We start from the raw sequence: 12455 nt of genomic DNA, 5'->3' as shown, positions 1-12455 counted from the left end.
TTTCAATGAACATGCTTTATACCCACAAACCGAATTACTATTTCTTTGCACATAAATTGGTTTTATTTCTGGAAAGTCATCTGAAAAGCCATCCATTGGAAAAACAAACCAGCTTTAATCTGCAAACCATCTATGATCTGTTTGGTCACGACCGCGCCTCAAGTACGACCAATCTGGAAGGGATTTTAAATATTGCCGATGAATATGTGCTTGAAACAGATGAAGGGCAGCAGTCATTGATTCGTTCGTATCACGTCCACTTAGATAATCACGTGTTGACTCTGGAGTTTAACCCGAAAGCAGTTGATAGTTTGAAATCAGGTCAGACGATTGTGAATCCAAAGGCTGCTTAAACTCAAGCTTAAAACGACCAAGCCTTATTGAGACATTTAGCGAGCATTGATATCGCTAAATGTCTTTGACTTAGCTGATTTAAAGCTGTCTATTCGCTATGATAGCATCATGTATTCAATGATTAGATTGGCTTAATGAATAAGGATTTTAAATCAGAAACCTATACTGTCGATGACAATATGGCAGATACAATGACATGGCTAATGCATCATCAGGAGGTTTTCGATTCATTACATTTTGATGTGCATACTCAGGACCTATCAGTTTCACATGCAGCAGGCGTGGATATTATTCGAGTCGGCATGTATCTAACTGCCAAGTATGGCATTCTGGTGACATCTATCTGATTTTTCATCTAAAAAAAGCCTTGTCAAATGACAAGGCTTTTTCATTTATGCACTCATGGCATCGACCGAAAGTTCTGCAACGGTCGGTTTTGGCTTTTCTGCGGTTAAACCCAGTTTTGCGAACAGGATCTGATCCTTTCCTTCGCCGGCATTTGGTGTGGTTAATAATTTGTCGCCAGAGAAGAGCGAGTTTGCACCCGCCATAAATGCAAGTGCCTGATCAGAATCACTGAGTGATTCACGACCTGCCGAGAGACGGATATAACTGTGTGGCATGATGATACGTGCAACCGCAATGGTACGAATCCATTCGGTTACATCCAGCTTTTCCACATCAGCAAGTGGCGTACCTTCGATAGGGACCAGCATGTTGATTGGCACTGATTCAGGATGGACAGGCATGGTTGCCAGTTCATGTAATAGACCAATACGGTCATTACGGCTTTCGCCCAACCCAACAATACCACCACTACAAACTTTCATGCCTGCTTGACGAACGTGATCTAAAGTATCCAGACGATCATCAAAAGTACGCGTGCTAATAATATGAGAATAATATTCGCGAGAAGTATCCAGATTGTGGTTGTAATAATCCAGACCTGCATCTTTTAAACGCTCGGCTTGTGACTGGTTCAACATACCTAAGGTCATGCAGGTTTCAAGGCCTAATGCTTTTACTTCACGTACCATTTCAAGCACATATGGCATGTCACGTTCATGCGGATTACGCCAAGCAGCGCCCATACAGAAACGTGAAGAGCCTGATTCTTTGGCAGACTGTGCTTCACGAATGACTTTATCAACCGCAATACGTTTTTCAGCTTCTAATTTTGAATCGTAATGCGCCGATTGCGAACAGTATTTGCAATCTTCAGGACATTTACCCGTTTTAATGGAAAGAAGGGTGCTGACCTGAATCGAGTTGGCCTGGAAATGTTGACGATGTACGCTTTGCGCTTCAAAAACTAAGTCTAGAAAAGGTTGATCATATAGAGCTTGGATTTCATCACGAGTCCAGTCATTACGTAAGGTCATTGTTATATCCATGATGATTGATGACAAACATTGAGACTAATCATACAGAAATCGTGCCAAAGCCAAAGGGCAAAAAACATCATTTTTCTATTTGGGACATATCTGCCTGTTGCAATTGCTGTTGAATTGCCCAGTCAATATGCACATTGATAATCTCGTCGTGCCACGTTTTTGCATCTTGCAAGGCCGTGACAATTTCAGCTGAGTATGGAGCATTTCCAAGGCCGATTGCAATATTACGTTTAAAGGATTGATATCCGGTACGGCGGATCGGGCTGCCTTCGGTATTGGCAAGAAAAGTGGCTTCATCCCAGCGCCAGATCTCCAGCAGGCTGATATTATCCAGACTGTGCCTTGGATCAAAATCCGGAATGGAGGCAGTTTTGGCAAAGCTGTTCCACGGGCAAATCAGTTGACAGTCATCACAGCCGAAAATACGGTTACCAATACCAGAGCGTAATTCTTCAGGAATGATGCCTTTATATTCAATGGTTAAATAAGCGATACATTTTCGTGCATCCAGCATGTAGGGCTCAACAATGGCTTGGGTCGGACAAATGTCGATACAGGCGGTACATGAGCCACAATGTGCAGTTGCAGGTTGGTCGAAAGGCAGTTCCAGTGAGGTAAACAGTTCGCCTAAAACAAAGAAAGAGCCTGATTTTTTATGAATGAGTAGGGTATGTTTCCCGGTCCAGCCCATGCCTGCACTTTCAGCCAGCGATTTTTCAAAGATCGGAGCAGAGTCAGCAAAGGGGCGCGATTCAAAATCACCGACTTTTTCCCTGATCCGCGTGGCTAAAGTCTTTAACCGTCCACGCATGACTTTATGGTAATCACGGCCCCGTGCATAACGCGCAATAATGGCAGAATTGGGTTCAAATGGAACATAACGGGGCTTCGGTGATGCCACAAGATAGTTCATGCGCACACAAATAATGCTTTTTGTACCGGGCACAAGTAAGGTGGGATCTGCACGTTTTTCTAGATTTTCTTCTAAATAGTGCATGTCTGCATGGTATCCGCGTTCTAAATATTCTTTAAAACGCGGCATTTGATCTTGAGCATCTGGTTTGGCAATGACACAATCAGAAAAACCCAAATCCAAAGCTTGTTGTTTAATCCAAGCCTTCAGTGCTTGTGGATCGAGCTGCTGTAGTTCAATCTTTTGAGATTGCGTCTGAGATGAAGAGGTTGAAGCCATAAACCAAGAATGAGGGAGAGAACATGCAAGGTGTAGTTTACCATAGCCAGAGTATCCAAGCATGGGAACAGCGTTGGTTTGCTCAGCAAAATTCATCATTAGGGCTTATGCAGCAAGCCGCATGGGCAATCTCACAGCAGTTAATTCCGCAATTTAAGTCAAAGAAAATTCAAAAGATCGCAGTTTGGTGCGGACAAGGCAATAATGCTGGAGACGGCTACTATATGGCTGCCTATCTGAAGCAGCAGGGAATAAAAGTGACCGTGTTTGCGACAAAACTCGGACAATCAGCGGATTTACAACAAGCCGCAGATTATGCGCAGTCTTATCAAGTCGATATTCAAACCATCGATTATTTATTAACAGAAACAGCAGTCCATCAAGAAATTCCAGGTTTTGATTGTCACATTGATGCCTTATTTGGCATTGGCTTGAATCGGGAACTCGACCAATATTGGCAAGAGATTATCCAGCTCTTTAATGCCCAGACAGGGTTAAAAATCTCGATTGATATTCCGAGCGGTTTGCAGGCCAACACAGGCCAGGCTTTACCTGTTGCGATACAGGCAGATCAAACTTTTACAATTTTGGGTTATAAGGCCGGCCTATTCACAGGTCAAGGCAAACAATATGTTGGCGAATTACAGTTAGTCAGCCTGATTCCGCCAGATACGCAATTAAAAGCGCTGGCTTATCTGTCTCCCGAAACAGTGATCTTGCCCAAGCGGCAAGCCTTTGGACATAAAGGCAGTTATGGCCATGTATTGGTGGTAGGCGGTCATGCCGATATGGGCGGTGCCGTTATCATGTCGGCTGAAGCGGCTTTTCATGCTGGAGCTGGCAAAGTCAGTGTAGTCTGTCATGCCAAACACCATCAGGCTATTCTGGCACGCTCACCTAATATTATGGTTAAAGACATCAATAGCTTAGATCAAGAACAGATTGAGCAATTACTTGAACATGTCGATGCGGTAGGTTTGGGTATGGGCTTAGGGCGGGATCAATGGGCTGAACAAATTTATCAGCAATGGTTTGTGCGACTGAATCAAAATTCTCATTTAGACGTGGTACTTGATGCCGACGCGCTCTGGTTTTTGGCAAAAGATCCACAAAAGTTAAATAATCATGTGTATGCCACCCCGCATCCCGGTGAGGCGGCGACCTTGTTAGGTTGTAGCGCCAAGGAAATTGAACAGGACCGCATTGGTGCCATTCAGCAGTTGCAGCAAAAGTACGCTGGTCAATGGGTACTTAAAGGCGCAGGTAGTCTCATTTTAGAGAAAGAATTAGTCATTTGTACCCAAGGCAATGCGGGCATGGGTACAGGTGGAATGGGTGATGTACTGGCAGGCATGATTGCCAGTTTAAAAGCGCAGTTCCATCAGCAGATTGCTTTGCATGAAATCGTGAGCTTACATGCACAGGCAGGTGATCTGTTGGCTGAAAAGGGGATGCGCGGACTACAGGCACATGAAATGGGCAAAATGATTTATCAGGTGGTCAATCAAAATGACTAACGGCGTCTGCTGCTGACACGGCTGCGGCCACGAGCCATGCCACCTAATGCATTAAGCACAGCCATTTTACTCATACTGCCTGAAGCATGGGCATGGCAAATGGCGGCAGCTAGGGCATCGGCAGCATCAGACTGTGGTTTGATACTCAGGTTCAGTAAACGCATCACCATCATCTGGACCTGTTCTTTATCTGCTGCGCCGTAACCGACCACAGACTGTTTAATTTGTCGTGCGGTATATTCAGCTACCTGTAAATCCAGATTAACTAGAGCGGCAATTGCAGCACCGCGTGCCTGACCGAGTTTCAATGCCGAATCGGGATTCTGCGCCATAAAGACTTGCTCTACCGCAGCTTCAGTTGGACCATGAAATTTAACAATCCGTTCAACCCCGGCAAAGATACGTTTTAAACGTTCTGGCATTTCTTGGGTTTCGGTACGAATGGTCCCTGCATCGACAAAACGTAGTTTATTGCCATCTTTTTCGATAATTCCGTAACCTGTTAAGCGTGAGCCGGGATCAATACCAATAATTAATGACATGTTGAACTATAACAATAAAAGATTGTTGATATTGTTACATAGCAGGCTTTTCGATGCATATTATTTTTGTAGGATTTTGAATTATAACAAAATAGCAGATTTATTAAGCAAATTCGGTTTGTTCTGTTAATTATCCTGCAATTCGGTCTCATTTCAACAGTTTGATCGATATGGCTTAATCTGAGGGGATTTTGATCGATTTGTATTTAATTTGAGCGTTAGAGCGTAAATTATGTGATTTTTCTAAAAAAAAATTGCATTGTGGGGGAGATGGGCGTATAAAGCATCTCATTGATCGAAGATATTGATCAATATGTTGTTGCGGGATGGAGCAGTCTGGTAGCTCGTCGGGCTCATAACCCGAAGGTCGTTGGTTCAAATCCAGCTCCCGCTACCACTTTTAAAGTTAATCGAATATTAGCTCTGTGATTATTGAGTTGTTGTTATCTGAAAGATTAGACAGCAATTAAGTTAGCTGAAATAACCCTAAAGAAAGCTAAAAATTATTAGATTCTAGAATTGTAGTTTGCCTCTCTCCATATATCTAGCGTTATAGTAAATCCAAATCGATCACTTGAGCTCAGGAATGAGTGATTTTGTGTTGAAAATTATTAATGAATGGCGTGTAGCCAAAGCCAGTAATGGCAATGAAATTTGTGTGCAAATTATCCCGATGAAACGTCAGCAAAATACGTTGGATGGTTTCAAATGGGTAGAAGTTGGGAAAAAAATCCAGCTAGAGTCAGGTCGGGAAATCGATTTTAATCTAGATGGCAAAAGCTTCTATACTGATGTTAATCAGCTTTATCGATTAACATAGATGATTTACGCACTTGAAGTATCTATTGGTTAAAGATAGATTGAGTTAAATCAATATTAATAATTTGATTTAACTCATAAATGAACAAAGTTTAAAGGTTTAAAAGTATGTCTGATACAGTTACTGGTACTGTTAAGTGGTTTAACGAAACTAAAGGTTTTGGTTTCATTCAAGCTGATTCTGGCCAAGATGTTTTTGCTCACTTCAGCGAAATCCAAAGCAATGGTTTCAAAGTATTAAACGAAGGCCAACGCGTTTCGTTTGTACTTGGTCAAGGTAAAAAAGGACCACAAGCAACAACAATTAAAGTTATCTAATAAGATTGCTTGAAAATGAAGCTCACTTTAGGTGGGCTTTTTTTATATATGAACAAATTGCCGTTTGGGTCTTTACCCATAGCTGTGCTGAAGTGAATTGTAGAGCTAAAAGTTGAATTTTGCATAAGAAACTAGGCTTAAATTTAAATCTTGATGCAAAAAAATATTTTGAGCAGAAAAAACAAAAATATTTTTTATTTGGCTAAATCTCAGTTTTTAGATGCTAGATCGCTTAGCCTCTACAGGTAATTTTTTGATTTAGCAGTGAATGTTATTTACAAATGATTTGGTTTATTAAAGTCCAACCTCATCTATTTAGGGGATAAAACTATCTATACTTCTCTCAATCTACTATCTCGTATGGCTTAAAGTTTGGTATGCTTGCAGTATCTGTCAAATAAAGATAGATTAAGTTAAATCATGATTAAAAAATTTTGATTTAACTTATAAATGAACAAATTTTAAAAGGTTTAAAAGTATGTCTGATACAGTTACCGGTACTGTTAAGTGGTTTAACGAAACTAAAGGTTTTGGTTTCATTCAAGCTGATTCTGGTGAAGATGTTTTTGCACACTTCAGCGAAATCCAAAGCAAAGGTTTTAAAGTATTACAAGAAGGCCAACGCGTTTCTTTCGTACTTGGTCAAGGTAAGAAAGGACCACAAGCAACCCTTATCACTGTTATCTAATTTTTAGACCAGTAAAAAAAAGCTCACACACGTTGTGGGCTTTTTTTGTGAAGAAAAATAGTGTGGAGTGAACGGTCCCGGCATTTGCTAATAGGCTGCTTGCTTGTATTTGCACGCTAAAATTCGATGAAATAATATGTTAAAAATTTATATCATTATTTTAAGGTATAATTTTTAAAGTAAAACAGGCTTATAATTATTTGAAATGTATTATAAAAATTATAGGGATAGCAGTAGGGGAATCGCTGTGCCGATCAATAAGTCAGGCTATCTGGGTGCGATCAATAAATATTCATTGTGCCTAAAAAGTAAACTAGTGTATAGTAAATTACAACGAGAAGAATAACGCTGCTGATTCAGTAAATCTTGCATTTCATCATTTGAATAAACCTTTCGTTTTATCAGATCTAATCTCAGAGTTTATGATTCCAAGTTACGTGCTAGCAAGCACCCCAAAATTTATTAAATAGGTTAAATATATGTCGAATACTGTGACGGGTACAGTGAAATGGTTCAACGAAACTAAAGGTTTTGGCTTTATTCATGCTGATTCTGGACAGGATGTTTTTGCTCATTTCAGCGAAATCCAAAGTAGCGGTTTTAAAGTTTTACATGAAGGTCAACGTGTGACATTTACCATTACCGATGGTAAAAAAGGCCCACAAGCAACAGGGATTACGGTTGTTCCCTAGAACACTAAAAAAACCATATAAAAAAAGCTCACCTTCGTGGGCTTTTTTTGTATCCCTGTTTTTGCATTGCTTTAAATTAAATATTTAATTATTTTGAGTTAAGCGCCTATTTTTGTCATAAAACAACTTTTTTGTGCAAAATTTGTGCTAGTCAGGACTACGACTTTTTGCTAATTTTATTGTGTTAATTTATTAGGCAAATTAACAAGTGCAGTACATTTAATGAGCGTTAGGGTTATGGAAAACTTGGAGTCATATGCTCAAGGGTTTGAGCAGGAAGTTCATGTACATTGTAAAAGATCTTTAGGCACGTTGTTGTTTAGCTTTATGGTTTTAATTGCAACCAGCCTATAGAAATGAAAAGCACCTTCGGGTGCTTTTTTAATATTTTTAAAATATGTCGCGATAGCGCTTTTCTAGAGAATAAACTATCAAAAATATTGAAAGATTCTGGTTTTATTAATCACTGTTTTGGCGGTAACCTTGTCTTATTGTGAAGTAAGAAAATTTATTTTTTGGGTGAATTTCAAATGTTTAACGGTATTAATAAACCAATCCATTTAGATGATGTGGTCTTTAAGGAAAGTAAAGCATCTCAAAATTCGAATGAGTGGAACTGGGTCAATCCTAAGCATGGGGAATTTGAACATCCAGCCAATTATTATGAGAGTTCTTTAGCCGACTGGCATACCTTTGATGCACTCAATTCGGACCAAGTATGTGATGTTGTGGTGATTGGTGGGGGCTTATTGGGCGCTTCGGCAGCATTGCATTTGTCAGAACAGGGCGTGGATACGATTCTGGTGGAGAAAAATCGCATCGGTTCATCTGCTTCTGGCCGAAATGGTGGACAACTCACACCTGGTTTGGCCCGTTGGGAAGCGGAAGAAATGATCAAGCGTTTTAGCTATGAAGATGCGAAAAAGCTTTGGCATTTTACCTCTACCGAGGCAATGTCCTTAATCGACCAGATCAGTGAAAAATATGATGTTGAGCTGGCGCGTAAGCGTGGACATATTACCGCTGCGGTACATGAGGGGCATCTTATTGCTTTGACGCAAGGCGCAGACGCCAGAAAGTACTTAGGTGAAAACAACACCACGGTGATGGGCGAATATGAACTGAAACAATTGATCAAATCTGACCTGTATAAAGGTGGACTGGTCTATGATTTGGGTGGTCATATCCAGCCGCTGGCTTTAAACCGTGCTTTGATACATGGCTTTTGTAAAAATGGCGGTCAAGTATTCGAGCAGACCGAAGTATTGTCTATTTCTGAGCAGGCTGACGGAGTCTATGTCAATACGAGCGGCGGTACCATCAAAGCGCGTAAAAGCGTTGTGATTGCCGTGCATCATAATGCTTTTAAATTACTGCCTGAGAAAAAACAGACAGCGATTCCATTTCATACTTATATTGCGGTGACCGCACCTTTGGAGGTGCCGTTGACCGAGTTATTACCGCAGGATCATCCGGTCTATGATACGCAATTGCAGATTGACTATTATCGTGGTGTTTCGAAAAACCGTTTATTATTTGGTGGGCAAGGAACCGGCACCAGTTGGAGCGTAGGGCGTATCAATCAGTATTTGCTGGGCCGAACCCATAAAGTGTTTCCGCAGCTCAACAAGGTAGAGATGGACTTCTGCTGGAGTGGCGTCAGTGATCTGACCGTAAACGGTGCGACGGATAACCGTAAATTTGGAGAAAAATATCCAATTTATGCAGTGCACGGCTGGAGTGGTCATGGTGTGGCTCAAACCGTACGGATCGGTAAGGCCATTGCTGATGATTTTTCTGGTTTAAATACCGATTATGCAATGCTCACCAAAATCCAGCATAGCGATATTTTATTTGGACGTTTGCTGGCACCGCTGGCGATTCCAATGTCAAAAGGCTGGTATGGTATGACAGGCATGTTGAATCCCGGGAAAATGGTTTCTTTCTAAATATCGATCTATCTTGTCCCTAAAAAGTGCCTCTTATTTAGAGGCACTTTGCATCTTGGTTTTGTAATGTTGGGCTATGGAACATGATCGTATAAAAATCTATTAATGAATCTGGCTAGATTTTATGCTTTAGTAAAATGCGCTGGGTGTGCTAGGCTTGATAAAAAAAGAGATCAGCTCATGAATATCATACAAGTCAAAGATTTTCCGGCATTCACTGGCTATACGGAAGCGATTCAGGCGATGGATGCGTGGATTAATACGCGACCTTATTTCTATATCATCAAAGAGCACTATTTGGTCGATGAGGCGATTCGGTTGGAATATATTATTATTCAATAATCATAATCAGGATGTGAGAAAAGGGGATTCTATTTTGAATCATGACGCAAGAATAGATTCATTCTGGGAGGACGTGAACATAGCTGATCAAAACAAAGTGACGTATTTGTTAGAAATGTTTGAGCGTGGTGTTCAGCAAAATAAAACTGATACACTTGAATTTGTAATCGATGTGGCATTTAAAATAGAGAATCTGGAAATCAGAGCTTCGGCACTAAATCATTTATTATTGCTGGATGGACATGACCAGCATCAAATGATAACCAAAGGGCTGCAAGATCTTGCTCATCCATCAAGCGTCGCAATTATTGCCAGAATCCTTGAACAGGATTTCAAGCGTTTTGAATATACTGCTTCTGATGATGCTGTTATTGCAAAATGGTTTAGTCATGCTTTAGCAGATATTGGTACGCTAGATGCAATGGCTGTGTTAAAGCGCTATGCACAAAGTCAAAATCAAGACATTGCGCAGGAAATGCAATATCGCTTAAGAAAAATAGCGAATAAACAGAAATCATAGGCAGATGAGTAGGCCGGAAGATTAAAGTCTTTAAGAAGTTTATGAGTGCTTTCAAAAAATTATGAATCGAATATAAGTTTGCATCTTGTTTCAAATCATTGACATAAAAAGTTAAGTTATTTTGTTATCTTTGCTTTTTCACTTTATCAGAATTCAAATTATGAAAAAGATCTTACTTTTAGGTGCAATTGTCGCTTCATTAGCAGCGTGTTCAGCAACTCCAAATAAAGATATGACGCCACCAAAAATTGGTATGCCTAACCCAGCAAGTAAATTCTGCGTAGATCAAGGTGGACAACTGGAAATCCGTAATGAAGCCAATGGTCAGGTAGGTTATTGCAAATTACCAAATGGCCAGGTGGTTGAAGAGTGGGAACTGTTCCGCGCAAGCCAGCCAAAATGTATCGCTGACGAAGCAACCAAGTTAATCGGTCAGTCGGGTTTAACAGAAGCACAGATTAAACAAAAAACCAAATCTGAAATTGTTCGCAGTGTGGGTCCAAATCAGCCTGTTACTATGGATTACCGTGAAAATCGTGTGACCGTAACGATTGATCCTCAATCGAAGAAAATTACCCAAGCAACTTGTGGCTAATTTTTAAAGACGCTTTGGGCTCTCAATTAGATCAAATTTAATTGGGAGCTTTTTTATACAAGCTTTTTTACAAGACTTGATAAATTTGAAAATGTACCCATCATTAACTTTATTGGGTTTATTTTATTTGTTGTGTCAGGATTGATTCATCAATATTGCACAAGGTTTTAATTTTAGAGATTTGACATGAATCTACTTCTTATCGTGGTATTTGGCACAATTGCCGAGGTTTTGGTCTGGATTGGCGTGGGTGACCTCGTTGGAAGTATGTGGTATGTCTTTTTCTGGTTCATCATCGCATTCTTTATTGGTTTAAACCTGTTGCGTTCAAGTGCTTCAACGATCATGCCGCAATTACAGCAAATGCAGATGACAGGTCAGTTGGGTGGTGATCCTGCTGTCACCAAGAAACTGGCACTTGCGATGGCAGGTTTCTTATTGATGATTCCTGGTTTGATTTCGGATGTGTTGGCGGTATTGGTGTTGATTCCACCAGTTCAAACCGCATTTCGCAATGCCTTGATGAAAACTATGGCTAAACGTCAGCAAGCCATGATGGATAAAATGATGGGCGGTATGGGTGGCATGAGCGGTGGTGCAGCAGGGCAAAATCCGTTTGCTGATCTGATGCGCCAGATGCAAGATATGCAAAACCAGCAACAAGGTGGTGGTCAGCATCGTGACTCAACCATTATTGATGGTGAAGCACGTGAAGTAAAACCGGATCAGAAGCAAATTGAATTTAAAGATGTGAATTGATTCATTTCATTTTTATAAAAAGCACACTTTATTTGGTGTGCTTTTTTTATGTTTGGTCTTTTGGGTTAGCTGGATCGGGTGATTCTGTATTGGTAGACGTATCTGTTTCTTTGGAATGCGGTTGATATTGGCTCGGTGGCAGGGTGGTCACCTCATTTTCTGACTGTTGGTACTTGCGACTACGATTGGCGCGTTCGCGAAATCCACCTTTATTGATCAATTGGGCCATGCGTTACTCCACACTGCGTAAAATCTTATTTTATCAAATTACATGAAAGATCAAAATAAAATGAACAGCTTAATCATTGAGTCAAACTTGAGATTCTAATCAAATTGTCATAAAAATTTGTTAATTTGAATGTGTAGGTCAGAAAACGTGATTGAATTATGGTTTTTTTTCTCATAGGATAAAAGTGTGACATATGAGTATTTGTTGTAAAAAGAAAATAAAAAAATAAAGAGGAGGTATGAATGATGTTATATCAATATCATTGTGCATGTTGTGACAAGGTCGTTGCATCAACAGATAAAGAGTGCCCTTATTGTGGTTCTCAGCATATTCGCAGCCCGTATGGCATGTGGATGTTTTGTGTTGCTGCCTGTCTGGCAGTGGTGGTTGTGATCAAACTTGCACATTTATATAGTCAGCATCATCAAGAAGATCAGCCAGTGCAAAGCAATTCGCTACTGGAGATGTTCAAACAGGACAATACCAATTCAAATAAATAATTTCTGGGGCAATAAAAAAGCTCGCCATGGCGAGCTTTTTTACAG

17 protein-coding genes and 1 tRNA gene are annotated in these 12455 nt (G+C 40.3%); 14 read left to right on the top strand and 4 right to left on the bottom strand.

Translation table 11 applies throughout. The features are described from left to right. The first annotated feature begins 5 nt into the window (after positions 1-5). Both ACINWC323_RS09870 and ACINWC323_RS09875 read left to right on the top strand, forming a co-directional pair. Positions 6-353, top strand: a complete 348-nt coding sequence (locus tag ACINWC323_RS09870; protein WP_005229912.1) for a hypothetical protein — start codon at positions 6-8, stop codon at positions 351-353. Between the two features lie 135 nt (positions 354-488). Then, entirely contained in the window at positions 489-701 is a 213-nt protein-coding gene (locus tag ACINWC323_RS09875; protein WP_009511717.1) for a hypothetical protein, read from the top strand. 45 nt (positions 702-746) lie between these two features. Here the strand turns inward: ACINWC323_RS09875 and bioB are convergent, their stop codons facing one another. Next, positions 747-1736: a biotin synthase BioB gene (gene bioB / locus ACINWC323_RS09880; protein ID WP_005229914.1), complete on the bottom strand. Its 990-nt coding sequence runs from the start codon at positions 1734-1736 to the stop codon at positions 747-749. Positions 1737-1815: 79 nt separating this feature from the next. After that, positions 1816-2940 carry a tRNA epoxyqueuosine(34) reductase QueG gene (gene queG / locus ACINWC323_RS09885; RefSeq protein ID WP_009511708.1) on the bottom strand — a complete coding sequence of 375 codons (1125 nt, stop codon included), beginning with the start codon at positions 2938-2940 and terminating at the stop codon, positions 1816-1818. Positions 2941-2963: 23 nt separating this feature from the next. Between queG and ACINWC323_RS09890 the strand changes: the two genes are divergently transcribed. Beyond that, complete coding sequence (locus tag ACINWC323_RS09890; RefSeq protein WP_009511749.1) at positions 2964-4457, top strand: bifunctional ADP-dependent NAD(P)H-hydrate dehydratase/NAD(P)H-hydrate epimerase; 1494 nt, start codon at positions 2964-2966, stop codon at positions 4455-4457. Here ACINWC323_RS09890 and ruvC read toward each other — a convergent pair. Then, the gene (gene ruvC / locus ACINWC323_RS09895) at positions 4454-4999 is read right to left on the bottom strand and encodes a crossover junction endodeoxyribonuclease RuvC (RefSeq protein WP_005229920.1); all 546 of its coding nucleotides are present in this window, start codon (positions 4997-4999) and stop codon (positions 4454-4456) included. The genes ACINWC323_RS09890 and ruvC overlap by 4 nt on opposite strands. A gap of 320 nt (positions 5000-5319) precedes the next feature. Here ruvC and ACINWC323_RS09900 point away from each other — a divergent pair. The 10 genes from ACINWC323_RS09900 to ACINWC323_RS09940 all read left to right on the top strand — a co-directional run bounded on the left by ACINWC323_RS09900 (position 5320) and on the right by ACINWC323_RS09940 (position 11681). Beyond that, a tRNA-Met gene (locus ACINWC323_RS09900) sits at positions 5320-5396 on the top strand. Positions 5397-5585: 189 nt separating this feature from the next. Further along, positions 5586-5819, top strand: a complete 234-nt coding sequence (locus ACINWC323_RS09905; RefSeq protein ID WP_005229922.1) for a hypothetical protein — start codon at positions 5586-5588, stop codon at positions 5817-5819. A gap of 107 nt (positions 5820-5926) precedes the next feature. After that, entirely contained in the window at positions 5927-6136 is a 210-nt protein-coding gene (locus ACINWC323_RS09910; protein ID WP_004661816.1) for a cold-shock protein, read from the top strand. Between the two features lie 478 nt (positions 6137-6614). Then, on the top strand, positions 6615-6824 hold the full coding sequence (locus ACINWC323_RS09915; RefSeq protein ID WP_004771798.1) for a cold-shock protein: 210 nt from the start codon (positions 6615-6617) through the stop codon (positions 6822-6824). 479 nt (positions 6825-7303) lie between these two features. Further along, complete coding sequence (locus tag ACINWC323_RS09920) at positions 7304-7516, top strand: cold-shock protein (protein ID WP_005229924.1); 213 nt, start codon at positions 7304-7306, stop codon at positions 7514-7516. Between the two features lie 530 nt (positions 7517-8046). Next, on the top strand, positions 8047-9465 hold the full coding sequence (locus ACINWC323_RS09925) for an NAD(P)/FAD-dependent oxidoreductase (RefSeq protein ID WP_009511596.1): 1419 nt from the start codon (positions 8047-8049) through the stop codon (positions 9463-9465). A 180-nt stretch (positions 9466-9645) separates the two neighbouring features. Next, positions 9646-9807 carry a hypothetical protein gene (locus ACINWC323_RS20265; protein ID WP_009511598.1) on the top strand — a complete coding sequence of 54 codons (162 nt, stop codon included), beginning with the start codon at positions 9646-9648 and terminating at the stop codon, positions 9805-9807. 73 nt (positions 9808-9880) lie between these two features. Beyond that, entirely contained in the window at positions 9881-10327 is a 447-nt protein-coding gene (locus ACINWC323_RS09930; protein WP_249364863.1) for a hypothetical protein, read from the top strand. A 160-nt stretch (positions 10328-10487) separates the two neighbouring features. After that, a complete protein-coding gene (locus tag ACINWC323_RS09935; RefSeq protein WP_005285230.1) occupies positions 10488-10922 on the top strand; it encodes a putative hemolysin in 435 nt (144 codons plus the stop codon). A 186-nt stretch (positions 10923-11108) separates the two neighbouring features. Further along, positions 11109-11681 (top strand): FxsA family protein, encoded by a 573-nt coding sequence (locus ACINWC323_RS09940; RefSeq protein WP_005285233.1) that lies wholly within the window; start codon positions 11109-11111, stop codon positions 11679-11681. A 46-nt stretch (positions 11682-11727) separates the two neighbouring features. Here ACINWC323_RS09940 and ACINWC323_RS09945 read toward each other — a convergent pair whose 3' ends face one another. Continuing rightward, positions 11728-11910, bottom strand: a complete 183-nt coding sequence (locus ACINWC323_RS09945; protein WP_009511688.1) for a hypothetical protein — start codon at positions 11908-11910, stop codon at positions 11728-11730. 242 nt (positions 11911-12152) lie between these two features. On the opposite strand from ACINWC323_RS09945, the gene ACINWC323_RS09950 reads away from it, so the two are divergent. Beyond that, positions 12153-12410 (top strand): hypothetical protein, encoded by a 258-nt coding sequence (locus ACINWC323_RS09950; protein WP_005229937.1) that lies wholly within the window; start codon positions 12153-12155, stop codon positions 12408-12410. Positions 12411-12455 lie beyond the last annotated feature (45 nt).

Source organism: Acinetobacter sp. WC-323 (assembly GCF_000314615.1).
Lineage (GTDB): Bacteria > Pseudomonadota > Gammaproteobacteria > Pseudomonadales > Moraxellaceae > Acinetobacter > Acinetobacter courvalinii.
This window is presented reverse-complemented; position numbering and strand designations above follow the sequence as displayed.

Excerpts from the sequence above, each read along its gene's own strand:
- ACINWC323_RS09915 (WP_004771798.1), top strand. The coding sequence starts at position 6,615 with ATGTCTGATACAGTTACCGGTACTGTTAAGTGGTTTAACGAAACTAAA.
- ACINWC323_RS09905 (WP_005229922.1), top strand. The coding sequence starts at position 5,586 with ATGAGTGATTTTGTGTTGAAAATTATTAATGAATGGCGTGTAGCCAAA.
- ACINWC323_RS09940 (WP_005285233.1), top strand. The coding sequence starts at position 11,109 with ATGAATCTACTTCTTATCGTGGTATTTGGCACAATTGCCGAGGTTTTG.
- ACINWC323_RS20265 (WP_009511598.1), top strand. The coding sequence starts at position 9,646 with ATGAATATCATACAAGTCAAAGATTTTCCGGCATTCACTGGCTATACG.
- ACINWC323_RS09935 (WP_005285230.1), top strand. The coding sequence starts at position 10,488 with ATGAAAAAGATCTTACTTTTAGGTGCAATTGTCGCTTCATTAGCAGCG.
- ACINWC323_RS09890 (WP_009511749.1), top strand. The coding sequence starts at position 2,964 with ATGCAAGGTGTAGTTTACCATAGCCAGAGTATCCAAGCATGGGAACAG.
- ACINWC323_RS09910 (WP_004661816.1), top strand. The coding sequence starts at position 5,927 with ATGTCTGATACAGTTACTGGTACTGTTAAGTGGTTTAACGAAACTAAA.
- bioB (WP_005229914.1), bottom strand. The coding sequence starts at position 1,736 with ATGACCTTACGTAATGACTGGACTCGTGATGAAATCCAAGCTCTATAT.
- ACINWC323_RS09920 (WP_005229924.1), top strand. The coding sequence starts at position 7,304 with ATGTCGAATACTGTGACGGGTACAGTGAAATGGTTCAACGAAACTAAA.
- ACINWC323_RS09875 (WP_009511717.1), top strand. The coding sequence starts at position 489 with ATGAATAAGGATTTTAAATCAGAAACCTATACTGTCGATGACAATATG.
- ACINWC323_RS09945 (WP_009511688.1), bottom strand. The coding sequence starts at position 11,910 with ATGGCCCAATTGATCAATAAAGGTGGATTTCGCGAACGCGCCAATCGT.
- ruvC (WP_005229920.1), bottom strand. The coding sequence starts at position 4,999 with ATGTCATTAATTATTGGTATTGATCCCGGCTCACGCTTAACAGGTTAC.
- queG (WP_009511708.1), bottom strand. The coding sequence starts at position 2,940 with ATGGCTTCAACCTCTTCATCTCAGACGCAATCTCAAAAGATTGAACTA.
- ACINWC323_RS09925 (WP_009511596.1), top strand. The coding sequence starts at position 8,047 with ATGTTTAACGGTATTAATAAACCAATCCATTTAGATGATGTGGTCTTT.
- ACINWC323_RS09870 (WP_005229912.1), top strand. The coding sequence starts at position 6 with ATGAACATGCTTTATACCCACAAACCGAATTACTATTTCTTTGCACAT.
- ACINWC323_RS09950 (WP_005229937.1), top strand. The coding sequence starts at position 12,153 with ATGATGTTATATCAATATCATTGTGCATGTTGTGACAAGGTCGTTGCA.